Here is a 24967-nt window from a genome sequence, read left to right as displayed (position 1 = left end):
CTTTGATGTTTAAGTCTGGCGATTTAACTTCACAGCTTATTCCTACGATTATTACCCATCGAGGCGTACTCGCTATGCTAGTCGCCTCTCAAATTCTCGCTGCAATTCTTGCGCTGTCGCCTTTAAGTTACGACGACTTTTGGGTGCGACTGGGCATTTTCAGTTTGTTCATCCATTGTGTGAGTATGCTGGGGTTTAGCACCTTGTATGCGTTACGCCACTTAGTTTCACGTTGTAGCGTGGTTTTTCAAATACTGATTATTGTTGCTATTTTTCAGTGTGTGACCGCAGGGCTAAGTACTTTGATCCATTATTTGCCTGGCCTTCAAGAAAATGCATTTGACTGGTCATTTGTATTGAAGAATATGGCAATTTGTTTATTCATGTCGCTGTTGTTTATTCATTCAATGAGTATTTTTTTAGATAAACTGCAAACCACAAAGACGTTGTCACGGGTTGAACTAGAGGCCTTGAGTGCGCGGATCCGCCCACATTTTTTGTATAACAGTTTAAACACCATTGCTGAGCTGACACAGGGGGATAAAAATGACGCGGAACAAGCCGTGTTGTCACTGGCCCAATTGTGTAAGGCTGCGATGCGAACAAGTGAGCTGACGACGTTACGGGCAGAGCTTGAGCTTGCGCGTCAGTATATCGAATTAGAGCGTTGGCGATATGCGCAGCGCCTTGATGTAAGGTGGTATTTGCCAGAGCATATTCCTGACGTCACATTGCCTGTGTTGAGTGTGCAACCTTTGCTTGAAAATGCCATTGTTTACGGTGTGGAGCCACAAACTAAACCGACACGGGTAGACATAGAGCTACATGAAACTCAGGCTCAGGTTTCACTGAAGATCAGCAACCAATACTCACAAGAAAAAGTAAATCAGTACGGTGGGGAAGGCATTGCTCAAGATAATATCAAAGCCAGATTGGCACTCCATTTTGGTGATCGAGCCACGCTCAACACCGAGCAAAGCAATGAAATCTACACCGCCACGTTAACTTTTTTGAAGGAGCGGACCTGATGAAATATATGGTCGTAGATGACGAACCGCTCGCACGTCAACGGATTAAGAGACTCATGAGCGGTATTGCGGGCGCTGAATGTGTCGCTGAAGAGTCGAGTGCAGAGCAAGTTGTGGCATTGATTGAAACACACCAGCCACAGCTCTTACTGCTTGATATTAATATGCCAGGCATGAATGGTCTTGAACTTGCCCAGCGTATTAGCTTATTGAACAAACCGCCTAAAATAGTTTTTGTTACGGCGCACTCGGAACATGCTTTAGACGCATTTTCAGTTTTTGCCAGTGGTTACCTTATTAAACCTATTACGCTAGCGCAGTTACAAAAAGTCGTAGCGCATCTTTTCCCCCAAAAGCTAAAATATTTGCTGGGAGGCCAGACAAGATGGGTTGATGTTGAGCATATTTTAGTGGCCAAAGCGAGCGAGAAGTACACTACCTTGTTCACCGAGCAAGGAGAAATTATTTTAGAGACCAGCTTGAAAGGGTTGTTAGCAAAATACCCCGAGCATTTTGTGCAAGTGCATAGAAATACCCTTGTTAAGCGCGCAGCCATCGTCAAGTTATACAATACACCGCAAGGGCATTGGGTGTCTGTTGCTGGCTTCCCAGACGAAATTGTGGTCAGCCGTCGAGCATGGCAGCAGTTGCAATCCTTAGGTTGACCGTTTATCGGCAGGATTGACCTTTTATTCCCCTCATTCTTGTAAGTTGTCGCTCACTTTATACAATAAAGTGAGGTGATTTTTATTTTATTGAACATGTCATTTAAACACTCAAAATCTTCAGGTTTTACGCTTTTAGAAGTGCTGATCGCTTTTATGGTACTGAGCTTTGGCCTCTTAGGGGCTGTGGCACTACAAGCAAAAGCGAAACAGGCCAGCCTTGATGCAATGCAACGCTCAGCTGCGATAGCGTTAGCGAATGACATAATTCAACGTTTGCGGGTCAATGATACCCTGCAACTATCAACGCACTACAAAGTGGTTTTTAACAGTCAAACAACCCTTAACCCTGTCACTCGGTGTTTTAGCGGTCAGTGTGATGCTGCCAGCATTGCCGCAATGGATATAGAACATTGGCGTCAGGCAATACGTGCTAGAGAAAATACAGGTGCGCTGGACAATACCACCGTCTGTATTATGCCTTCGCCAGTTGGGGGCACACGTAATCGTGGTTATAACGTTGAAGTGGTTGTGGCTTGGCAAGGTAAACAAGCGATGAAAGCGAGTTCAGATAATCAGTCGATTAGTTGTGGGGAAAAGAACGATAAGCGCCGTTTGGTGGTATTGAATAGCTATATTTTGGTGCGAGGATGATGATGGTCAGTCGTGGTTTTTCAATTGTTGAATTATTGATTGCGATGTTCATTGGCGTGCTGATCTTAGCGGGTGTGGGTGCGACTTATGTGAGTATGAAAACCACCACACGAGATACTCTGGCGATAGGGGAGATGCAAGAGGCGGGGAGGCTGACCTTATCGATTTTGCAGCGTGATATTGAACAAGTTGGATTTTGGGGCACATTTTATGAAGAAGGATTTAACGATGACAATGTTGCCATGGGTGGTGGAGTAAAAAGCCCGCGAGGAGATTGCTATGGCGGCATAAATAATGGCAGTTTTCCTGATAAGAGCCCAGCTAACTTTCGTTCTATTTACGCCAGTGTGGTGGCTGACAGCCATGCGCTCAATTGTGTTTCCAATACCAAGAAAAACACCGATGCAATTCAACTTAAATTTTTAGAAGGCAAACAGCTCGCAAGCGCAAACAGCATGCAAAATAATCGCTATTACTTTGTTGCCGATCAAGAACGTGCTTTATTTACCACAAACACCAATGGCTTTTCCCTACCCACGGTTAATTCAACGCTTTGGCCTTATAGCCATCATGTTTATTACATTTCTCAGCAAGAGATTACGCTTAGGGACCACAAGTTATCGATTCCGGTGTTAATGCGCAGGCGACTGACAGTCAATGGCGGGATGATCAGCGAAACCGTGATGGAAGGGGTCGAAGATTTACGTTTTGTTTTTGGTCTAGATACAGATGGTGATAACCGAGTGGACACTTATCGTAGTACTCAAGACATGAGCGCGTCCGACTGGGAACGTTTACATGGCATTTTGACTGTTCAAATTTTTATTCTAGTTAGAGCGTTAGAGCCTGATCCAGACTTAGCTCGCAGCAATAATACATTTATTTTGGGCTCAGATCCCGATAAGCGTGTGCATACCTTTAATGACAATTTCAGAAGAACTGTATTTTCAACCACGGTCAGACTTAACAATATGGGAAGTATCGTATGGCGTTTGTAAATAACCAGCGAGGTGTTGTGCTGATCAGTGCCATGTTAATGATCGTCGCGGTGAGTGCGATCGCGGTAACCCTAATGAGTTCAAGCAGTGTCGATTTAAAAATTTCTAATGCCGTGCAAGAGCGCGAAGAGGCTGAAAACTTGTTGATGGGTGAAGTACAAAGAGCGGTTGCAACACAAACTGCGTTGGGCGGCAATAGTTTATTTACACGCAGCCGCCAGCAGCTTGAACTAGGAAATAACACATTTAAGGGACAAAATGGGGCGGTGAACACGGTTACCAGCTTGAATAAGGGGCCCATGGAGATTAATTGTCCACGCTCTTATGCCTTTACAGCTGGGATCAGCTGCAATATGACACAGCTTGAAACCACCATTACCTATGGCGCTAAGGCACAGCACACCATTACTGTGGTCACAGGGATAGGGCAAGAAATGCTCAGCGTTAAGGAAGGACGTTAACACATGAAGCAGTGCTTATTTTTATTGATGACACTTATATCCCACTTAGTCAGTGCGGATGATATTGAGCTGTATATCAAACAAGATGTCGCCATTAAACAAACCCCTAAAGTGATGGTGATATTTGATACTTCTGGCAGCATGGCTTTTTCCAGCACCAATGGAGACAACTGTGGCTATGATTACGGCAGAGGACGTTATTACTTATGCCCAGATAACCGTTTAGGTGTTGCAAAGCAGGCTATTACCGACTTGATTAATGGCAATCCAGACATTGATTTTGGTTTAATGCGCTTTAACCAAGATCAAGGCGGTTATATACTCGCGGGCCTTGGTGCCAGCAATTATGCGCTTAGATATCAAATTAATGCGTTAGAGGCGATAGGGTCGACACCGTTAACAGAATCACTTTGGGAAGCATATCGTTATCTTTCTGGCGGAAGTGTTGGCTATGGCTATGGGGTGCCATGGCAATACCGAGATACCAGTGTAGAGCGCGGAAATAGCTATATTTCACCCTTTCAGGCAGTTGCGAATAACCCTGATATTTGTGCCAGTTCAGCCAGTGTTATTATGATCACCGATGGTGAACCGTCCTCGGATGATGATAGCAATTACGATATTTCTAACCTTTATTACAGCACGTTTGCCAAATCGGCAGAAAAGCTTCATGACAGCTATTTGCCTGCACTTGCTGAGATCATTGCGGGTAAAAAAGATCTCTACCCGCCAAGCCAAGTTTTAGAAGATAAAGGCCGTGTTTACACCATTGGCTTTGGTACGGATGTCAGTCAAAAGGGCACCGAGGTGCTACAAAAAGCGGCGCAATTGGGCAAAGGGATTTATACCCAAGCAAATACGCCCAATGAACTGACCGATGCGCTTAAAAAGCAATTAGATGTTATTCGTCAGGTGAATGACAGTTTTTCTGCGCCTTCTGTTGCAACCAGCAGCTCAGATCAAACCCGCAGTGGTGAAGCGCTGTATTACACCATGTTTCACCCTGAATCCCACACTAGATGGCAAGGCAATCTGAAAAAGCTTAAGTTTTCTAACAATAAAGTGGTTGATATGGGCGGTGCCGCTGCGCTAGACGAGAAGGGGTTAATAGCCGCAAGTGCGACCACCTTTTGGTCAGAAAGCGGCGCGCAAGATGGCAACAATATTCAGCGAGGTGGGGTGAACTACCAACTGTATAAGCAACGCAATCGTACCATTTATTCTGACTATGGTAAGGGGTCATTGCGACCGTTCACTGTGCCTGAAGGAAAAAGACAGTACGGTAATGTGCGCCGTTTCGCAAGCGCGTTGGGGGTGTATAACAACGAAGTTAAAAACACCATTAATTGGCTGTACGGCTGGGATGTTGATGACGATGATAGAGATGGCGTGTGGTTAGAGCGCAGGACAGATATATTTGGTGATCCTTTACATTCAAAACCAGTCACCATGGATTACGGTAATGGTGATATTCGCGTTATTGTTGGTACGAATGCCGGTTTGTTGCACATGTTTAAAGACAAAGGCAACACTGTCGAAGAGAGCTGGGCGTTTATTCCAGAATCCTTGTTTACAGTGATCCACAACACGCGCGTAAGAAAACCGGACACTAAGTTATATGGCATGGATGGGCCGTTGACGGTTTATTTTCACGATGTTGACCAAAATGGCAAAGTAAACGGTGATGATAAAGTTTGGTTGTTTGCGGGGATGCGCCGAGGGGGAAATCGTTATTATGCGTTCGATATTACTAACCCTGATAACCCTGAGTTGATGTGGGGTAAACCACTGACAGGAGGCTCAGGTGCTTTTGAAGAATTAAACCAAAGCTGGTCAAAGCCTGAAGTGACCTATATTGAAAACCGAGCTAAATCTCCGGTGCTTATTTTTGGAGCGGGTTACGATACGAACAAAGATAATGGTAACAGTGCAGACGGTAAAGGTCGGGGTATCTTTATTATTGATGCGAAAACGGGCAGCCTTGTTTGGTCTTTAACTCCAAAAAATGGTTTTAAAGGTAAGCATAGTGTTCCGGGTGATGTTGCAATGTTGGACTCCAATTATGATGGCTATACCGATAGACTTTACTTTGCCGATACCGGTGGAGACGTTTGGCGGGTGGACATGCCAAGTGCGAATCCAACAGACAATGATAAAAAATGGACGCATTTTAAGCTTGCGCAACTAGGTCAGCCAGGAAGTAGTGGCGATCGGCGGTTTTTCTACAAGCCTGCTGTTGCAAGAACTTATTTTAGCAAAGTGACGGTGACCTCAACGTCTGATGGCAATATAAAAACGCGTAAAGATACGCCTTATGAGGCGGTGATACTAGGCTCGGGAAATCGCTCTAGACCGTTATCAACGGGCACAAAAGATTATCTAGTGATGATAAGAGATGAGCATACGGTGACGCAGTCTTTTCAAACAAATGTGCCATCAACAATTCAATTTAATGAGCTGATGGATATTACCCAAGATCCATTTGCCGCAAAGCGAGATAACTTGAGAGGCTTCACGGATGTTGAGGCGCAGTTAGGTCAGTTTAAAGGTTGGAAATATGCGCTATCAGGCAATGAAAAATCGCTGGCAGCACCGACGGTTGCTGGCGGAATTGCCTATTTTACATCATACACACCGCCCAGCGCTGTGAGCCGTTGTAAAGCATCAACGGGGACGGGCAATTTATACGCCTTTCACTTGCACTATGGAACCCAAGTGTATGATGAGCTGAAATTTGAGACCACGCATACCGTACCGGATACACCAAAAGTGTACTTTAATTGTGAAAAAGCACAGGGGCAAAATGACTGCGAAACCGTGGTGCGTATGGTTGGCCCAGCTATAAAAACAGAACTGGATAAATCACCGGGCAATGGACCATCGACGGGTACGCCGTGGACACCCTCCGAGTTACTGGATTCAGTGCCTGTCGTGATCAACGGAAAAATAACCTTAACCCGTCCTCAGGTTGATTTTGGTTTAACCACAAGACAAATGTATATATACAAAAAAGAGCTTAATGATGAAAAATGATCGCAGCAAGGCGCATGGTTTTACCTTATTAGAACTGCTGGTGGTATTGGTGATTGTGGGTATCGTCTCGACTTTTGCTTACCCGAGCTATCAAGAGCATCTTGCTCGAGCCGCTCGCTCCGAAGCGATGACTTTGCTGCTAGATGCAGCAAACCGTCAAGAGCAGTACTTTGTTGATAACCGTAAATATGCGAGTGTGTTGGAAGATATCGGTGTGCCTGAGAAAACGGCCAATGGTTACTATGCCATTTCAGTGACCAGCAAAGACAATGAGTTTGAGATTGTGGCCAGTGCGGTATCGGGTCCGGTGGCGGGCGATAAAAAATGTACGTCACTCAAAGTGAATCATCTTGGTCAAAAGCTGAGTTCGGGCAGTGCAACCAAAGAGCAATGCTGGCAACGCTAGTTAGGTGCTAGTTATTAGTTATAAGGGGCACTTATCTGTGTCCCTAATTCTTGCTCTACCGGAATTGCTTACGCTCATTTCCAAACCCGAAGCTTCTCCGTCATGTTCTGGCAAACAGTAAACAAAAGTACCATTAGTGAACCCTTTTATCGCGCCTGTATAATTAAACACAATCGCCCGACGAGGATAGACGAGTTTATCTTGTGTTGGAATTGCATCGACTTCAAGTAGCAGTGTATCGTCTTTGTCGAGTACATTTTGCTCGCCCCGATCGACAAAAACCGAAATAGACTCGTGCCAATGACTATCAACGCATTGATTATGTTCTAAATGACAAACGGTTGTTTGAGCCCCTGTAGAAAGTGCTTGCACTTTGGCAAATACCAGTGCCTTTTTAATTTGCTTTAGCCCATATTCTGGTCGATGCTCAGAAAAAACTTCGCCATAGCTTGAAAGAGCTAGAGTCAACAAAATCGATAGTATCGCTAGTACTACCAATTGCTCAAATAGAGATAACCCTGCTTGATAGGGGCGGTTGCATTTGTCCATCCTTGGCGCTCGCAATCAAATTGATATGCTTTAAAGCCTAGTCTAGGGTTTTCTAAATGCAAAGATATGGCTGGTAAGAGTTTATCTGCAGCTTAAGCTTGACGTGCCATTGAATAACGCATTACCCGATAAAGTCACTGATAGCGCTTGATTCTGAGCTGTATCACCTTTTGGGCAGTAAGTGAAAGTGCCAATGGGAGATGTCATTTGGCCGCTACCTTCAAAACGAATCACGCCTGATGCGAAGTATAAGGTGTCGCCTTTGACTATGGGGTCGATAACACGTAGCAAGGTTTCGTTGCTTTGTTCAAATTGCCCATTGTTGTTTAAATCGTTAAACACCACAATCGCGGAGCTTGACCAATTACCATTGCAGGTTAAATCATTTTTGTTTACACGAGACTCATCGACAGGGCAGACAATAACAATACTGTCACTAGCGACAGCTTTGGCTCTTGCAAAACTAATACTTTTTTTTAGCTCGAGTAAATGGGCCTCAGCACGCTCAGAGCCAATTAAATCTTTATTGCCATAAAAAGCGATTGCAGCCAAAACTGCTAAAATTGCTAAGGTCATAAGCAATTCGAGCAGAGTAAAGCCACCCGTTTTTATTTGTGGTGTTCTCATTATGAACAACTGGTCTTACTTCAATTTTATTCATTATCGCGTGGATTTTACCGTTAAGGCAATGACTTTGTTTGCTAACGTTTTTAGGATTGATTAAAATCGACGCACTACCACAGGAAATGATAGAGCCATGAAAAAAATAGAAGCCATTATTAAACCGTTTAAGTTAGACGATGTTAGAGAAGCCTTATCAGATATTGGTATAACCGGTATGACTGTTTGTGAAGTAAAAGGATTTGGTCGCCAAAAAGGCCACACCGAGTTATATCGTGGTGCTGAGTATATGGTCGATTTTCTACCTAAAGTAAAGCTCGACATTGTGCTTGCAGATGAAGATGTTGATCGCGCTATCGATGTCATTTTAAAAACGGCTCAAACAGGCAAAATAGGTGATGGTAAGATTTTTGTCACTGAAGTGGAGCGCGTTGTTCGTATTCGTACTGGTGAAGAAGACGAAGAAGCGATTTAATTGATATTGCTAAAAAAGTTCAAATACAAAAAGCCCCGCTATCAAAGTGGGGCTTTTTGTTTTCGTTTATTGGGAAAATAAACGGTAAGCTTATCGCTTGTTTAGCTTTAATGTTTGACGAGCGTGCTCGCTTAAGTCGCTTAATCCCAATTTGTCATAGCTCTCAGCCATGATCTCAAGCGCATTGTTCAGGTAGCTGCTTTGAGAGTAATGTTCAAGCACATACTTGCCACGATTTGCAGCGGCTAAATAGGCTTCGCGCTCAAAGTAGTACTGGGCAACTTTCAGCTCATAGCGTGCCATTTTATTAAGCAGCCAAACTAAACGCTTTTTTGCTTCAGGTACATAAGCACTGTCAGGGTAGTTATTCACTAAAGTCGACAAGTCCTGAAATGCTACGCGTGTGCGGTTAGCATCTCTATCTGCTCTATCTACGCCAAAATAATCCTGAAAAGCATTTTCGTCAGCTTTGATGTTTACCAGACCACGCATGTAATACATGTAATCTAAGTTTTTGTGGTTCGGATTCAAGCGAATAAAGCGATCAATTTGCGCCAACGCTTGCTCGGTATTACCTGTTTGGTAATAAGCAAACACTAAATCCATTTGTACTTGGCGAGAATAGGGGCCAAAAGGGTATCGAGAATTAATTGCGCTTAACAGCTCGATTGCACGAGCATAAAGGCCCGAGTCTAGCGTTTGTTTTGCATCGTCATAAAGCGCTTGTGCTGATTTATTTGGTACGCGTTCTATTTCATCTTGTTCTGGCGCTGAAGAGCAGGCCGCTAAGCCTAAAAATGAGGCGCTTACTACAATGGCAAAGGCGCGCTTCCCTAAGTTTTTTATCATTTTATTTTACTACCTTTGTTGTCTTCGGCTAGGCCAAGTCGGTAAAACCGAGTAAACTATGCATTTATGCGATTCTAACCCAGTCGAGCACAGCTTGCACTGGTAAATTAGGTAAAGTTACAGATGTCAGAGCAAATTTCCCTTCAAGCTGAAGTCCCCACCGAATTAGGCGGTAAACGTCTAGACCAAATTTTGGCGCAATTGTTCCCCGATTTTTCACGTTCAAGAATAAAAACTTGGATTTTAGACGATAAAGTAACCGTTGACGGTGAAGTGCTAAACACGCCTCGTGAAAAACTGCTCGGTGGAGAGGTGGTCGCAGTCGAAACACAGATTGAAGCCCCAAGAGAGTATGAAGCGCAGGATATTGCTTTAGATATTGTTTATGAAGACGATGATATTTTGGTGATCAACAAACCCATGGGGCTGGTTGTACATCCAGGTGCAGGTAACCCGGACGGAACCGTACTCAACGCGTTATTGCACCATCATCCAGATATTATCAATGTACCACGTGCGGGTATTGTGCACCGTCTTGATAAAGACACCACAGGGTTGATGGTGGTAGCTAAAACCATTCAAGCACAAACCCACTTAGTTAAAAACTTGCAGGCACGTGAGAACTTTACCCGTGAATATGAAGCGATTTGTAATGGCACAATGACAGCCGGTGGTATGGTTGAGAAGCCGATCGGACGCCATGCTACAAAACGTACGCATATGGCCATTCATGAAATGGGTAAACCTGCGATAACGCATTACCGTGTTGCAGAAAAATTCAGAGCGCACACGCGTTTACGCTTACGCTTGGAGACCGGTCGTACGCACCAAATTCGTGTCCACATGGCGTATTTGAATCATCCACTGATTGGTGATCAGCTATATGGTGGACGACCACGCCCTCCACGTAACGCAACCCCAGAGTTATTTGCACAGCTAAGAGACTTTAAACGTCAAGCGCTGCATGCCATTAAACTCAGTATCGCACACCCAATTACCGGTGAAATGATGACTTGGGAAGCGCCAGTGCCTGAAGATATGCAAATTTTGACTCAAGCACTCAGAGAAGATACGAAGATCAACCCTGATCTTTCTCTATAACTGGTGCAATTATGTTGCTTCCTGATTGGCCAATACAACATCTAGTTGGTGGTTTATCAACGACTCGTCACGGCGGTTTCTCGCAATCGCCGTTTGATAGCTTTAATCTTGGCTATCATGTCGGTGATGATATGCAATGTGTCGACGCCAATCAGCAGCAACTGCAACAGTATTTACCCAGACCCGCACAGTGGTTAGAGCAAGTACATGGTGCAGATGTCTTAGAAGTGACTCAATACCAGAGCACCACACAGTGGCCTAAAGCGGACGCACAATACACGCGTTTAAAACAGATGCCATTGGCCATTATGACCGCGGATTGTTTACCTATTCTTTTGTCTGACAGTAAAGGGAATGAGGTTGCTGCTATTCATGGTGGCTGGCGACCCTTAGCACAGGGCATTATCGCCAATACCCTGCAGCGTTTTTTGTCGCCCAATGAATACATATACGCGTGGTTAGGTCCGGCCATAGGCCCAGCTCAGTTTGAAGTGGGTGAGGAAGTGATGCAGCAGTTTTGTGCATTAAACGCAGCCCATAAAAATGACTTCACTTTGCAAGTGACGGGTAAATTCCTTGCCGATATTTTTGCTATTGCGCGCCGGCAACTTAACGCCCTAGGTGTTATCCACATTTTTGGTGGCACACATTGTACTGTTACCGAACAAGCGCAATTTTATTCTTATCGCAGAGACGGCCAAACCGGGCGTATGGCCACTTTGATCTGGCGCAAATAATTAAACTTTGTAAACTTTTTCTACTTGAACATTCGACCTGTAATACCCATTAATTAACTAGTAATCGTTTTTAATAGGTAGATACACATGCGTTTAGATAGATTTACCAGCAAATTTCAGTCAGCGCTGTCGGATGCGCAGTCATTAGCCCTTGGCCGTGATCATCAATTTATCGAGCCCGTTCACTTAATGTATGCACTGTTACAGCAAAACGGCTCAAGCGTACGTGCCTTGTTTGCTCAAGCTGGTGTCAGTGCCGATGAACTCAACAGTAAATTATCTCAAGCCATTGAAAAAATCTTCAAAGTTGAAGGGGTTGGTGGTGATGTACAGTTATCAAATAACCTAGTCTCTCTTATCAACTTGTGTGACAAGTATGCGCAAAAACGCAAAGACCAATATATTTCGAGCGAGCTATTTGTATTTGCGGCCTGTGAAGATAAAGGTCCTTTAGGCGATATTTTCAAATCGCTAAACATCACACAGCCTAAAATCGAGGCTGCTATCAAGGCGATTCGAGGTGGGCAAAAAGTGGATAGCCCGAATGCGGAAGACACGCGTCAGTCGCTGGAAAAATTCACTATAGATTTAACCGAGCGAGCAGAGCAGGGTAAGTTAGATCCTGTTATTGGTCGTGACGACGAAATACGCCGCACGATCCAAGTGTTGCAACGTAGAACTAAGAATAACCCTGTCTTAATTGGTGAGCCTGGCGTTGGTAAGACCGCCATTGTTGAAGGCCTTGCACAGCGTATCATTAATGGTGAAGTGCCTGAAGGACTTAAGAATAAACGTGTTTTATCTCTCGACTTAGGTGCGCTTGTTGCCGGCGCTAAATATCGTGGTGAATTTGAAGAGCGTTTAAAGTCAGTCCTCAATGAGTTGGCCAAAGAAGAAGGTCAGGTGATTTTATTCATTGATGAAATTCACACTATGGTTGGTGCGGGTAAAACCGATGGCGCAATGGATGCGGGTAATATGCTTAAACCCGCCCTTGCTCGTGGCGAGTTACACTGTGTGGGCGCAACCACGTTAGATGAATATCGTCAGTACATTGAAAAAGACGCCGCGCTGGAACGACGCTTCCAAAAAGTATTTGTTAGCGAACCAAGCGTGGAAGATACCATTGCCATTTTACGTGGCTTGAAAGAGCGCTATGAATTACACCACTCGGTGGATATTACCGATCCGGCCATCGTTGCAGCTGCTAATCTGTCACACCGTTATATCAGTGACAGACAGCTACCGGATAAAGCCATCGACCTGATCGACGAAGCGGGGAGTTCAATCCGCTTACAGATTGATTCGAAGCCAGAGCAACTGGATAAACTGGAGCGCCGCATTATTCAACTTAAATTGGAAGATAATGCGCTTGCAAAAGAAAAAGACGAAGCCAGTCAAAAGCGTCGTACAGAAATGCAGTCGCTCATTACGGAGCTTGAAAGTGAATACAAAGAGCTAGATGAAGTTTGGAATGCCGAAAAAGCGTCATTGCAAGGTACGCAAGTTATTAAGGCGGAACTCGAGCAGGCACGTTTAGATTTAGAAGTGGCACGTCGTGCAAGTGATTTGCAACGCATGTCAGAGCTTCAATATGGCCGCATTCCTGAGCTAGAACGTAAGCTTGATTTAGCATCGCAAGCTGAAATGCAGGAAATGAGCTTGCTAAAAAACCAAGTGGGTGAAGATGAAATCGCCGAGATTTTATCCCGCTGGACAGGTATACCTGTGGCAAAAATGTTGCAGGGCGAGCGTGAAAAACTACTGCAAATGGAAGATGAGCTACATAACAAAGTAATTGGTCAAGATGAAGCTGTAAATGCTGTGTCTAATGCGATTCGTCGCTCACGAGCAGGGCTTGCCGATCCAAACCGCCCGATAGGCTCATTCTTGTTTTTAGGCCCTACAGGGGTGGGTAAAACAGAACTGACCAAAGCGCTGGCACACTTTATGTTTGACACAGAGGATGCGATGGTGCGCATCGATATGTCTGAATTTATGGAAAAGCACTCGGTTGCACGTTTAGTGGGGGCACCTCCAGGCTATGTTGGCTACGAAGAAGGGGGCTACTTAACCGAAGCGGTTCGCAGACGTCCATACTCTGTGGTACTTCTGGATGAAGTAGAAAAGGCGCATCCCGATGTGTTCAATATTTTGTTGCAAGTGTTGGATGATGGTCGCTTAACGGATGGTCAAGGCCGTACTGTTGATTTCAAGAATACGGTCATCATTATGACCTCTAACTTGGGTTCTGACATTATCCAAGAACAAGCGGGGAGTAATGATTATGTTGCGCTCAAAGAACGCGTGATGGGCGTGTTAGCCACGCAATTTAGGCCCGAGTTTATTAACCGTATTGACGAAACTGTGGTATTCCATCCGTTGATCAATGAGCACATCAAACAGATCGCCAGTATCCAACTTGGAAAACTGGAATCACGTTTGAGAGATAAGGGATATCAATTTGAGTTAACGCCGGCAGCGTTAGACAAAATCGCTGCTAATGGATTTGATCCGGTATTTGGCGCAAGGCCACTTAAACGTGCTGTGCAACAATACATTGAAAACCCATTGGCGCAACGTTTACTGTCGGGTGAATTTATCAGTGGTGATACTATCACTGTTGATGTACAAAACGACGATATTGTGTTTATAAAATAAACATTTAGTGACGCTCAGGTCCAATTAGGCCTGAGCGGTTTACTCTTTTTTGCTTTCTTTATAACTCTAAAATCCATCCATTTTTCTATATTAATTGTTTTCTTGCACTAAAAAATGCGTATAATCGCCTGTTCAAATAAACGGCGACTGCGGTGTAACCTCGTTACACTGTGTCTGTTTGGTGATTTCTAATCCTAAAGGCCATTGCTTTATTTATATTTTTTCAATGTTGAGAAAGTGAGCGAGTGGTTATGCCTACCAAAAAATAATGATAAAAACGGTTAAGCGCAATAATTGTGTTCACATCCCTAGGTTGTGAATGTGACCCTGTGTGCTACAACTAAACAACTGGGGTGTTTAGTCTCTACTAGGGTTATTTTTGAAGTTTGATAAGCGGAGCATTTGATGCAAGATGTGAATTTTTTGGTTGTAGATGATTGTCAGTTAGTACGGAACTTAGTGCGTAACACCCTAGAAAATAGATTGGGCGCAGATACAGTTTATACGGCAACCAATGGTAATGAAGCATTAGAGCTGCTCAATGCCCGAGAAATCGATATTATTATTGCAGATTGGCAGATGCCAAAGATGGATGGTGCCGAGTTGCTTCGTACTGTTCGACAATCGGACAAAATGAAAAAAATACCCTTCATCATGATGAGCTCTTTAGGAGACAAAGAGCATGTTCTCAGCGCGATTCAAAACGGTGTATCACAATATGTGGTGAAACCATTTAGCGCAGAAAAGCTTGAAGATGCAATTCAGAAGTCTTGGAACAGCGCAAACCGTCGAGGTGCGGTAAGGCTTGCTGGCATGCCGGAGCATCGAGTACGAGTGCAAACCAGTAACAGAAAACTGGCTGGCACGGTGAAAAATATTAGTCATACCGGTATGTTGATTGAATTACCCTATAGCCGTGATTTAAATCTATTTAATAACTACGCGATTGAGCTCGATATTTTTGATTTAAACAAAGAAGGCAATATGCTCATTGAACCTATTTATGGGGTTCCTGTACGTTTGAGTGCCGTTGATACTAAATTAGGCTCAGCTAAAGTTTGCCAGATGGGTATTAAGTTCAATAATGACATGTTGCATGAAGCGGTTAAAGCAAAGTTGTCGTATTTGCTTGAAAGTCTGGGTGAAAGTGGTAGCGAATTAATTCAAGACAATTAGGCTATTGAGCGCGCATCAATAGCCTTAAGTGGTATGCTACTTTGCAATTAAGCTTTAAAAGTCAGCAGCATACCAGTGATTTTATTGGCACTTTCAACCAACTTCGCGGCGTCTTCCGCCACTTTGTAGCTGAGTGCCAAATTTTCATCCCCGTGCCCACTGATATCGCTTATATTGCCGTTGATCTCCATGCTTACAACCTGCTGCTGTTCAGCAGCAGCGGATATCTCTTGTGCCGATTGTGCAATGTCACTGATCTGCGAAAAAATGCGCTCTAATGCCAATTGGCTTTGCTGACTAGCTTGTGCACAAGAGTCAGCACGGTCTTTGGTACTTTGCATCACTTTTGACCAACTAAATAGCGTATCCTGAATTTCCTTTATTGAGGTGTAGATATGGCTGGTGGCATTTTGTGTTCTAGATGAAAGGGCGCGCACTTCATCGGCAACGACTGCAAAACCTCGACCATGCTCACCGGCTCTTGCCGCCTCAATCGCTGCGTTGAGTGCCAGCAAGTTTGTTTGCTCGGCAATGCCTTCTATTTCCGTCATGACCTTGCCAATTTTGTCAGCCTCTTCGGCCAAAGAAGAAGCCGTCTGAGCCGCTTCGTCCACTTGTTCAGCGAGCGTATTCACCATGTTGGCGTTCTCAGCCATGGAAGATTTAATTTCATCGCAGTGCTGCTGTGTTACTTCTACCTTACCCGCTGTTTCAGCGGTATTGTTGGATATTTCACCTATGGTGCTGCTCATTTGCGACATGGCTGTCGCAATTGAATTTAAACGTTGGCTTTGTGCCTGAATACCAGCTTCGGTTTGGCTAGATTTATTATCAAGCCCAGCAGCAATGTCTTTAAAAGTGAATGTTGCATCCTTCATGCGACCCAGCACGGTACGAAGTTTAGCTTGTAGCATACCTTGGTTGTATTGTGCGACGCTAAACGAAGTGTGCCCGTTATATACATAGCGCGATACTGAATCAAATTGCGCCTGCTGTGCTTTGAGTTCAGCAGGCGTATTGATGAGTTCATCGTAATTGATGGCAATGAATGAGATAAAAACAAATAGTAAAAGCAATGCAGCCGTAACACTGACCGACCAACCGATGGTGATGCATGATGCGAGCACCAGTATTGCACTAAGTGTTCTTCGCAGCGTGTGTTGCTCGCTCCAATGCCAAATACGTTTGCCTTGATTGATGGCGTCATACAACGCTTGTGCTCTTTGCTTTAACTCATTACTTGGTCTGACGCGCACCGATTGGTAGCCTGTTAGCTGGCCATGTTCGAAAATGGGCGTGACGAATGCATCAACCCAATAATATTTGCCGTCTTTACAGCGGTTTTTCACCACGCCTCGCCATGAGTGTCCAGCTTTGAGTTTATCCCATAGCTCTTTAAATGCGGCTTTGGGCATATCAGGGTGGCGTACTAGGTTGTGGTTTTTGCCAACTAGTTCTTCACGAGAAAAGCCTGATATTGCGCAAAACGCATCGTTGGCATAGGTTGTAACGCCCCTTAAATCAGTGGTTGATACGAGTTGTTGAGCGTCATCAAATGTGACTTCCTCATTAATGGTTGTTTGCCCACGACGCATGGTGTTCTCCTAAACAGGCTTCGAGCGAGTAAACGGGTACTCGACTATGCTCAACTTAATCACTTTGACCTATTGATTTGAGCGTTTGATATTGCTTAATTGTGTTAGATTATAGCTAGTTATCAAGTTAGAGAACAGAGTGACCTGTTATGAGCAAAACAAAACAAGTGTATGGCATTACCCATTTTGGCGATGCAACACAAATTTGCAGTATTGAGCAAAAAGCTGGCGACCTAGAAAGTGGTCAAGTAAGGGTCGATGTGCGTGCGACGAGCGTGAATCCGATCGACATTAAAACTCGAATGGGGTTGGGGTTTGTTGCGAGCCAAAAACCAGATGAGCTGTTTATGGGCCTTGGTTATGATCTTTATGGTCAGGTTTGCGAAGTGGCAGGCGATGTCGCTCACATAAAAACCGGTGATTGGGTAATGGGCATGGTTGGATTTGCACATAACCCCGGATGTTACGCTCAACAAGTGGATGTTAGTAGTAATGAAATAATTGTTTTGGATGGGGAAGAAAATCCAGAAATAGCAGGTCTTTGTCTGAGCGGTTTAACTGCACTACAAGCTTTAGAGTTATTACCAATTTTGCCGCTGCAGCCTTTGTATGTTAACGCTGCGACGGGCGGTGTTGGTCATTTGGCATTGCAGTTAGCGCTTATGCAAGGTAGGCAAGTGGTCGCTGTAACAAATCGAGCGCAGCATCCAATGTTGCAATCTATAGGGGTTGAAACATTGGATTATGATGGGTTTTACAGCAAACCCCGCACTGGGCAATTGCTAGATTTAGTTGGTGGAGAAAGTGCAATTAATTTGCTCGCTAATTTTGAATCGGGTAGTGCTGTTGTGACTGTGCCTACGATTACTCAAGAACAAGTCTGTGAATTTTCTACAAATCGCGGTATTGATTGTCAGGGGATGGTTGTGCGCGCGAGTGCAGCTGATCTCACTCAATTGTATCGTGCGTATAGAAGTGGCAAACTAACTATTCACGTAAGTGAAAAATTTATGCTAAATGATGTCTGTGCAGCGCACCGCTTTATGGAAAACGGGGAACACAGCGGAAAAGTTATTATACTGACTTGAGTTCGCTCAATCATGACCCCATAACGTTTGGCAATGCCTAATTTGGCCGAGGATATTTTTTTGATAACAACAGAACTACAAACAAGACTCGCGGCGTTGTCTATGCCAGAGCACAAGTATGCCATCAAAGGTATTAAACGAGGGATTGAACGCGAAGCGTTACGCATAAACCCAAATGGTAAAATTGCTCAAACACCTCATCCCCAAAACGTTGGTCATCCGTTAACGCATGGTAGCATCACCACTGATTTTTCGGAGTCGCTACTTGAGTTTATTACACCCGTTAGTGAAGACTCACAAGAGACGCTCGCTCAGTTGAGTGATCTGCAAAAGTTTACGCTTTCTCACATGGGCGATGAACTGCTGTGGCCGATGAGTATGCCATGTTTCATTAGTGATCAAGAAGATATTGCTTTAGCCCAATTTGGTGACTCGAATATAGGTAGAATGAAAACACTGTACCGTGAAGGTTTGAAAAACCGCTACGGTAGTATGATGCAAGCCATTGCTGGTGTGCATTTCAACATTTCCTTTCCAGATAGCTTATGGCAAAGCCTAAAAGCGTTAGAAGGCAATACGCAGTCGCTACAAGATTTTATTTCAGACAAGTATTTAGGCTTGATCCGCAACTTTAAGCGAGAGTTATGGATACTGAGCTATTTGTTTGGTGCATCTCCCGCTTTATGTCCCTCTTTCTTACAGGGCAAAGAGAGCAAGTTGCCTTTTAAAAAGCTTGCTAATGGCATTATCTATCTAGAGCATGGCACAGCGCTTCGTTTGGGCGATCTTGGTTATACCAACAGTGCGCAATCGTCGCTAAAGGTTATGTATAACAGCTTAGATGAGTACATTGCGGGATTACGTGAAGCAATCCGTTGTCATTCAGACTTATATGGTGAGTTGGATGATTACACCAGTGATACGCCTAAGCAACTGAACAAAAATATTCTGCAAATTGAAAATGAGTTTTACTCACCCGTTAGGCCAAAGCGTAATGCATACAGTGGCGAGCCACCGACCCATGCGTTAGAGCGTGGTGGTATTGAATATATTGAAATTCGAGCGCTGGATGTTAACCCGTTCTCCGAGACTGGTATTAACCTAGAGCAAGTGAATTTCCTAGATGTATTTTTGACGTATTGCTTATTGAAGCCTTCGCCAGACATGGATTGGGAAGAGCAAAACCTGAGTCAGGTAAACCTTCGCACGGTTGTTAATCAGGGTCGAGATCCAAACGTTGAATTGAGCAAGGATGGTCAGACTTGGAAACTAACACAATGGGCGGGCCAAATCTTCTCCGATCTCATTGAAGTCGCAAAATGGATGGATGAGGCATATGGCTCTGATAAGTATACAGCCACCATTCTTGAATTAGGCGCTTGGGTAGAACAGCCTGAATTAACTTACTCAGGACGTTTAATTGAAGCATTAAAAGCAACACAGCAAAGTGGCGACGTACTTGCTTTAGACTTAGCGCAACAATACAAGCTGGCATCTCAGGAACGCGTTTATCAGGCTTATGATGAAAGCAAGCTGCGTGTATCAGTAGAGGAATCAATACAAAAAGCCAAAGAAATTGAACAAAGTGATACATTGAGCTTTGTGGCATTTTTGGATGATTATTTTGCTAAAGCGTAGGCAAAAAAAAGCGCAGCTTAAGAGGCTGCGCAAATAAATTTCAGGGATGAAACAATGCTAAACTGCTGCATTCATAAGTTAAGACTCGCGCTATTTAGAAAAGTTCAATGGGTTCGAAAAAAAATGCAAAAATTTATTATTTTATTACCCGTGTTACTTATTTTAGCCGGTTGTGCTACCGCTCCACCTTCGCAACCTAATGATCTTTGTAAGATTTTTAAAGAAAAAGAAGATTGGTACTATGATGCACGCGACGCTCAAGAAAAATGGGGCTCACCCAAACATGTGCTTATGGCCATGATGTTTCAAGAAAGCTCTTTTAAACATGACGCCGCGCCACCCATGGAATATTTTTTGTGGGTTATTCCCATTGGTCGAGCAAGCTCTGCGTATGGCTATTCTCAAGCAAAAACGCCGACATGGAGTGACTATATTCGTGAAACTGGCAATTCTGGCGCAGATAGGGATGACTTTGAAGATGCTATCGATTTTATGGCGTGGTTTGTTTATAAGACACATAAAATCAATGGCGTTTCTAAGTGGGATGCGTATGCACAATACCTCAATTACCACGAAGGGTGGGGAGGGTATAAACGAGGTACGTACCGTAAGAAGAAGTGGCTTATGTCGGTCGCCAATAAAGTCAAACATCGTGCTAGCCGTTATGGTGCACAGTTAAAACGCTGTGAAGATGATTTAGATAAAAACTGGTTTGAGCGCTTATTTGGCTAACCTATATTGCGGAGGTAATGTGTTTCGTTACCTCCATCACGATTTTCCCTTCATTGCGTGAATACCACCATTATTCCCATACACTGCTTTGAATCCATCTATAAAGAAATCCAAATCTCGGTACTTGAAATACATTATGTCCAAAATGAGTAGAGAAGCGCTGAAGTAATCATGAAGATACCCGAGCTTGTAAAACAATGCAGGTGACGTTTATGTCGAGTGCCTTTTTAGTTGTCGTGAACGATGTTATGGTATTTTTATATAGTAAGTATTTTGGGCAAAGCTTCCTTGGTTAGTGAGGTTGAAGGCCACTGTGAAGTGAATCCGTGTCAGTCAGTAATGCTGTGATAGGCGTCTTTGTTACTCTTGGGCAGTCTAGGCCTGTTGACTACTTGGCTATCTGTCTCAGAATTGATTTTATTTTATAGTTTGTTAGGGTTATCAGGGGCAGTAAGTTCTGCATTTTTAAAGCCGGTAGAGTGAATAAGCAGGGGCTTTTCGGCAAGTCATATTCAAATAAAAAGAAAAGGTAGGGTTATGTTGAAAAAAATACTTTTGGTTTTACTGATAATTATTGCCGCGCCTTTTATTATCGCACTGTTTGTTGCTGATAGTTATCATGTTGAGCGCCAAGTGGTAATAAAGCGACCGGTCGAACAGGTGTTTTCGTATATTAAATTACTAAAAAATCAGGATAACTATAGTTCTTGGGGTCAGATGGACCCAAATATGCACAAAGCGTATCGTGGCGAAGATGGCAATGTTGGCTTCGTCTCTGCTTGGCGTAGTGATAATCCAGAAGTTGGCGTGGGAGAGCAGGAAATCATTAAGATTGTTGAAAATGCACGTATTGACTACGAACTTCGTTTTATTCAGCCATTTCAATCGACCAGCCCTGCCTTTATGAGTACTGAAATGGTGCCATCCGGAACTAAAGTGACATGGGGATTTGACGGGGAAATGAAGTATCCAATGAACTTGATGTTGTTAATGATGGATTTTGAACAAGTCATAGGCGAAGACTTGCAAGTTGGTTTGGACAATCTAAAAGAAATACTCGAGCAGTCAGAGTAGTTTATGCAAGAATAAAAAAACCGCTTACGCGGTTTTTTTATTCGTCACCTACTTGTGTGGTTTTAAACTACACCACGAGGTAAACGACAGTCGTGATCTTTGCCTGCAAGCTCAGCAATCCAGAACTCTTCAGCTGTAAAACCTTCAGCGTTTTCTTTAATTACCTTAAAAGAAGCTTTTTTTGCGGCTTTGGCAGGTGCTGCTTTGGTTGTTTTTGCTTTTTTAGCAGGTGCTGCTTTGGCTGGAGCTGCCTTAGGAGATTCGCTAGGGGCTGCAGAACCAGAAGTTAGCTCTTCAGTTAACTCTGCTACTTCCGCAAGGCGCATGTTCTTTCCACCATCAATGCTATACCAGCCAGGTTTGGTGGTGATTTCAGGTTTCTTGCCGTAAGCAGCTTCAAAAGCAGCTTCAAAAGCGCTTAATACTTCAGTTTTATCTAGTTTACTCATCGTAGATCCTAGTCGTTTTATACGCGGATACGCGGGATTAAGATTTAAAGAGTATTTATACTCAAATTTGCGCGATTTTTCAATTTTTTAAGGTTTTTGCTTCCATTTTTGGCTTATAAACGCCAAAATTTGCAGATAATTAAGACAAAATACTGTTAATTTCATGAAGCGTTCAGAATTTACACACATTCTTACTGAGTTATTAAAACCCGACTCGATCCGAGATTTTGCACCAAATGGCTTGCAAGTTGAAGGCTCGAATGAAGTGAAAAAAATAGTAACAGGTGTGACGGCAAGTCAGGCTTTAATTGACGCAGCGGTTGAAAAGCAAGCAGATACCATTTTGGTTCACCACGGATATTTTTGGAAAGGTGAAGCGCAGGTGATCACGGGTATGAAAAAACGCAGAATTGCTAAGTTGTTAGCCAATGATATTAATTTATATGGTTACCACTTACCGCTGGATATTCATCCTGAGCTTGGCAACAATGCACAGCTAGCTAAACTACTTGGCATGGAATTGGTTGGCGGGCTAGAGTCTGGGCCAACGAGTGTACCTGTACATGGTAAGTTGGCGACCCCGATGTCAGCAGAAGTGTTTGCAGAAAAAATAGCCACCGAGTTAAATCGCAAACCATTAGTGAACAGTGTGCGTAACGAACCGATAGAAACCATCGCTTGGTGCACAGGTGGCGGGCAAGGTTATATTGATATGGCTGCCCGTCAGGGTATAGATGCTTATCTAACTGGCGAGGCATCAGAGCAAACGATCCACAGTTCAAATGAGCAGGGAATAGACTTTTTTGCTGCAGGTCATCATGCCACTGAGCGGTATGGTATAAAAGCGCTAGGGGAGTATCTAGCCGAACATTATGGTTTTGATGTCACTTTTATTGATATAGATAACCCAGTATAAACAGTCAGAGGCGTTATAACGCCTCTGGATCTACCCAACGTCTTAAACTTACCCAAGTTTTCCCCAACACCTCATAATAATGCGATGTGATTGCATTTAATATCGATGATTGCGCGATAAATTGTTTGTATGATGGTTGGCTTTCAAAGTTAAAAAATTGCGTAGGCGCCGCTATTGTATCTACACCCTGTGCCCAAAATAAGTCTTTTGCTCGGCTCATATGACTGGCTGATGTGACCAATGCAACCTGCCTATCAACTAACACAGGTGCCAGTAATTTTGCTTCATCTTTTGTATCGAGGGCATTTGGATTGGTACGGATGCGTGAAGATGCGATTCCCAGACTGATAGCGGTTCTTTTCATTAGCACGGCACTGGTTTGTCCTGAAACGATAAGTTCAGCATTTTTATAGTGATGCGCTAGGCGCACGCCTTCAGTTAATCTCGACAGAGCACAGCCACCTAATTGTGCATTGGCATGTAATCGAGCGTTGGGATAGACGTCGCAGCCTAGCACCACGATTTTGTCTACACGCTTATGTTTTTGGGTATCAAAGGTACTTAATTGAGACTCAATAGGGGTGATCAACTTATCAGCAACGTAGGGCGTGCTGATAAACCATAAACTTAAGAGACAGAGCCAAGCGAGGCCATATGATTTTTTATTGGCTCGACAGATATACAGTAGACAAAGTGCGAGTGTGATGAGCAGTAATGGTAAAGGCATGAGCAAGCTGCCCAGTAGCTTTTTAAAAACAAACATAATAAACCCAATCAAAAAGATTGGGTTTAGTGTAGTAAAATTGTTCTTTAAATAATAGCTTAGCGATTATTGTTCTGTTTGCAGGTGTTTAAAAAGTGGCGATAGACTGGATTGTCTTTCATATTCTTTTTCATGGCTAAATACATCGGGCGAGTCAAGCCTAATGCGCCTAACGGGATCGACTTAATAAGCCCTTGGCTCTCATAGGGAGTGACTAGCCAATCAGGTAAAGCAGCAACACCCATACCAGCGCTCACTAATTGGAATATGAGCAGACCTTGATCGACGGTTTTTAGCGTGCCATCGAAACGGGCATTCTGGATAAAATGCTTGAATATGTCCAGGCGTTCCCTCGGGATAGGGTAGGAAATAATCGTTTCGTCTTTTAAGTCGAGTGCAGTGACATAGGCTTTTTTAGCCAATTCGTGATCAGGCGCCACAATCAGCTTCAACTTAAAGTCGAACAAATGTGCATATTCCAGTTTATCTTGTTCTCTTAAGTCTGACGTTAGTACTAAATCTAACTCTTCTTCGAGTAGATCGGGAATAGCGTCGTAGCTAAAGCCTCGTTCATAGTCGACTTTAATATCAGGCCAGAAGTTATTGAACTCTTTTATTGTTGGTAACAACCAGTGAAAGCAGGCGTGGCACTCTACGCTCAATCTCAATTGAGAGATTGGCTGATTTAGGCTTTCTTTCAAGCGGCACTTTGTCGCTTCTACTCTTGGTAAGATATCGTTTGCGAGTTCAAGCAACAGCATACCTTGAGGTGTGAAGCGCACAGGTTGCGTTTTTCGTTCAAATAACTGGCAATCAAGTTTGTTTTCCAAGTCTTTAATTTGATGTGACAAAGCCGATTGAGTTAAGAATAACTCACGTGCAGTATTAACAAGTGACCCAGTATCTTTCAATGTTGCGATGGTTTTCAGGTGCTTTATGTCTATCATCTTTAATAAATCTCATTATTAGCTTGAGTTAAACTCAGATTGCTTACCCTGAACTTCTTTCATTACCATATAGTAACGTCTAGACGTCTACAAAACCAGCAATCGATGATTAGTTTTTAACAAAATCACTATAACACTATTTTTGACAGCGTTGTCATTTTTTTATTTAACTTTTTTGCAAAAAATACAAATTAATTTTATTCATCTTATTCTGTCGGTGGTGAATAGTTGTACAAATTTCATTGAGAATTGTCAATTTGTTTCATTTGTCGGGGCGGTCACATTGCAAATGATCATTTTATTGTTCAAATCTGAAAGAGCGTTTGCGGGCTCAGTCAAAGCCCATATTGA

General features: G+C 43.5%; 24 protein-coding genes. 17 read left to right on the top strand and 7 right to left on the bottom strand.

What is annotated here, in order from left to right:
• Window positions 1-5 precede the first annotated feature (5 nt).
• From AC5FX4_RS15340 to AC5FX4_RS15310, 7 genes are all read left to right on the top strand, one after another.
• Window positions 6-1028: a sensor histidine kinase gene (locus tag AC5FX4_RS15340; protein ID WP_493607211.1), complete on the top strand. Its 1023-nt coding sequence runs from the start codon at window positions 6-8 to the stop codon at window positions 1026-1028.
• The gene (locus AC5FX4_RS15335; RefSeq protein WP_493607210.1) at window positions 1028-1693 is read left to right on the top strand and encodes a LytR/AlgR family response regulator transcription factor; all 666 of its coding nucleotides are present in this window, start codon (window positions 1028-1030) and stop codon (window positions 1691-1693) included. The genes AC5FX4_RS15340 and AC5FX4_RS15335 overlap by 1 nt, the downstream gene beginning before the upstream one ends.
• 96 nt (window positions 1694-1789) lie before the next feature.
• The gene (gene pilV / locus AC5FX4_RS15330; protein WP_493607209.1) at window positions 1790-2347 is read left to right on the top strand and encodes a type IV pilus modification protein PilV; all 558 of its coding nucleotides are present in this window, start codon (window positions 1790-1792) and stop codon (window positions 2345-2347) included.
• 2 nt (window positions 2348-2349) lie between these two features.
• Complete coding sequence (locus AC5FX4_RS15325; protein WP_493607834.1) at window positions 2350-3345, top strand: PilW family protein; 996 nt, start codon at window positions 2350-2352, stop codon at window positions 3343-3345.
• On the top strand, window positions 3333-3806 hold the full coding sequence (locus tag AC5FX4_RS15320) for a pilus assembly protein PilX (RefSeq protein ID WP_493607208.1): 474 nt from the start codon (window positions 3333-3335) through the stop codon (window positions 3804-3806). The genes AC5FX4_RS15325 and AC5FX4_RS15320 overlap by 13 nt, the downstream gene beginning before the upstream one ends.
• A gap of 3 nt (window positions 3807-3809) precedes the next feature.
• Window positions 3810-6839, top strand: coding sequence for a pilus assembly protein (locus AC5FX4_RS15315; protein ID WP_493607207.1), 3030 nt, complete (start codon window positions 3810-3812; stop codon window positions 6837-6839).
• The gene (locus AC5FX4_RS15310; protein ID WP_493607206.1) at window positions 6826-7245 is read left to right on the top strand and encodes a type IV pilin protein; all 420 of its coding nucleotides are present in this window, start codon (window positions 6826-6828) and stop codon (window positions 7243-7245) included. The genes AC5FX4_RS15315 and AC5FX4_RS15310 overlap by 14 nt, the downstream gene beginning before the upstream one ends.
• A gap of 18 nt (window positions 7246-7263) precedes the next feature.
• Here the strand turns inward: AC5FX4_RS15310 and AC5FX4_RS15305 are convergent, their stop codons facing one another.
• Window positions 7264-7794, bottom strand: coding sequence for a GspH/FimT family pseudopilin (locus tag AC5FX4_RS15305; protein WP_493607205.1), 531 nt, complete (start codon window positions 7792-7794; stop codon window positions 7264-7266).
• A gap of 81 nt (window positions 7795-7875) precedes the next feature.
• Window positions 7876-8421: a GspH/FimT family pseudopilin gene (locus AC5FX4_RS15300; RefSeq protein ID WP_493607204.1), complete on the bottom strand. Its 546-nt coding sequence runs from the start codon at window positions 8419-8421 to the stop codon at window positions 7876-7878.
• 130 nt (window positions 8422-8551) lie between these two features.
• Here AC5FX4_RS15300 and glnB point away from each other — a divergent pair, with 130 nt between their 5' ends.
• On the top strand, window positions 8552-8890 hold the full coding sequence (gene glnB, locus AC5FX4_RS15295) for a nitrogen regulatory protein P-II (protein ID WP_476287450.1): 339 nt from the start codon (window positions 8552-8554) through the stop codon (window positions 8888-8890).
• Window positions 8891-8980: 90 nt separating this feature from the next.
• Here the strand turns inward: glnB and AC5FX4_RS15290 are convergent, their stop codons facing one another.
• Complete coding sequence (locus tag AC5FX4_RS15290; protein WP_493607203.1) at window positions 8981-9739, bottom strand: outer membrane protein assembly factor BamD; 759 nt, start codon at window positions 9737-9739, stop codon at window positions 8981-8983.
• Window positions 9740-9862: 123 nt separating this feature from the next.
• Between AC5FX4_RS15290 and rluD the strand changes: the two genes are divergently transcribed.
• The 4 genes from rluD to AC5FX4_RS15270 all read left to right on the top strand — a co-directional run bounded on the left by rluD (window position 9863) and on the right by AC5FX4_RS15270 (window position 15414).
• Window positions 9863-10840 carry a 23S rRNA pseudouridine(1911/1915/1917) synthase RluD gene (gene rluD / locus AC5FX4_RS15285; protein WP_476287454.1) on the top strand — a complete coding sequence of 326 codons (978 nt, stop codon included), beginning with the start codon at window positions 9863-9865 and terminating at the stop codon, window positions 10838-10840.
• A gap of 11 nt (window positions 10841-10851) precedes the next feature.
• Window positions 10852-11577, top strand: a complete 726-nt coding sequence (gene pgeF, locus AC5FX4_RS15280; RefSeq protein ID WP_493607202.1) for a peptidoglycan editing factor PgeF — start codon at window positions 10852-10854, stop codon at window positions 11575-11577.
• An 87-nt stretch (window positions 11578-11664) separates the two neighbouring features.
• Window positions 11665-14238 (top strand): ATP-dependent chaperone ClpB, encoded by a 2574-nt coding sequence (gene clpB, locus AC5FX4_RS15275; RefSeq protein WP_493607201.1) that lies wholly within the window; start codon window positions 11665-11667, stop codon window positions 14236-14238.
• A gap of 405 nt (window positions 14239-14643) precedes the next feature.
• Window positions 14644-15414, top strand: a complete 771-nt coding sequence (locus AC5FX4_RS15270) for a response regulator (RefSeq protein WP_493607200.1) — start codon at window positions 14644-14646, stop codon at window positions 15412-15414.
• A 47-nt stretch (window positions 15415-15461) separates the two neighbouring features.
• Here the strand turns inward: AC5FX4_RS15270 and AC5FX4_RS15265 are convergent, their stop codons facing one another.
• A complete protein-coding gene (locus AC5FX4_RS15265) occupies window positions 15462-17009 on the bottom strand; it encodes a methyl-accepting chemotaxis protein (protein WP_493607199.1) in 1548 nt (515 codons plus the stop codon).
• A gap of 149 nt (window positions 17010-17158) precedes the next feature.
• Between AC5FX4_RS15265 and AC5FX4_RS15260 the strand changes: the two genes are divergently transcribed.
• From AC5FX4_RS15260 to AC5FX4_RS15245, 4 genes are all read left to right on the top strand, one after another.
• The gene (locus AC5FX4_RS15260; RefSeq protein ID WP_493607198.1) at window positions 17159-18097 is read left to right on the top strand and encodes a zinc-binding dehydrogenase; all 939 of its coding nucleotides are present in this window, start codon (window positions 17159-17161) and stop codon (window positions 18095-18097) included.
• 60 nt (window positions 18098-18157) lie between these two features.
• Window positions 18158-19735 carry a glutamate--cysteine ligase gene (gene gshA, locus AC5FX4_RS15255; RefSeq protein WP_493607197.1) on the top strand — a complete coding sequence of 526 codons (1578 nt, stop codon included), beginning with the start codon at window positions 18158-18160 and terminating at the stop codon, window positions 19733-19735.
• A gap of 123 nt (window positions 19736-19858) precedes the next feature.
• Window positions 19859-20467 carry a transglycosylase SLT domain-containing protein gene (locus AC5FX4_RS15250; protein ID WP_493607196.1) on the top strand — a complete coding sequence of 203 codons (609 nt, stop codon included), beginning with the start codon at window positions 19859-19861 and terminating at the stop codon, window positions 20465-20467.
• Between the two features lie 537 nt (window positions 20468-21004).
• Complete coding sequence (locus AC5FX4_RS15245; RefSeq protein WP_493607195.1) at window positions 21005-21541, top strand: SRPBCC family protein; 537 nt, start codon at window positions 21005-21007, stop codon at window positions 21539-21541.
• Between the two features lie 62 nt (window positions 21542-21603).
• Here the strand turns inward: AC5FX4_RS15245 and AC5FX4_RS15240 are convergent, their stop codons facing one another.
• On the bottom strand, window positions 21604-21990 hold the full coding sequence (locus AC5FX4_RS15240) for a hypothetical protein (protein ID WP_493607194.1): 387 nt from the start codon (window positions 21988-21990) through the stop codon (window positions 21604-21606).
• 163 nt (window positions 21991-22153) lie between these two features.
• Between AC5FX4_RS15240 and AC5FX4_RS15235 the strand changes: the two genes are divergently transcribed.
• Window positions 22154-22906, top strand: coding sequence for a Nif3-like dinuclear metal center hexameric protein (locus AC5FX4_RS15235; RefSeq protein WP_493607193.1), 753 nt, complete (start codon window positions 22154-22156; stop codon window positions 22904-22906).
• A gap of 13 nt (window positions 22907-22919) precedes the next feature.
• On the opposite strand, the gene AC5FX4_RS15230 is transcribed toward AC5FX4_RS15235, so the two are convergent.
• Complete coding sequence (locus tag AC5FX4_RS15230; RefSeq protein WP_493607192.1) at window positions 22920-23669, bottom strand: YdcF family protein; 750 nt, start codon at window positions 23667-23669, stop codon at window positions 22920-22922.
• Between the two features lie 59 nt (window positions 23670-23728).
• Window positions 23729-24616, bottom strand: a complete 888-nt coding sequence (locus AC5FX4_RS15225; protein ID WP_493607191.1) for a LysR substrate-binding domain-containing protein — start codon at window positions 24614-24616, stop codon at window positions 23729-23731.
• Window positions 24617-24967 lie beyond the last annotated feature (351 nt).

It is taken from the genome of Pseudoalteromonas sp. ATL1, assembly GCF_058933015.1.
The sequence above is the reverse complement of the archived record's forward strand: the minus strand, read 5'-3'. Positions and strand labels throughout refer to the sequence as shown.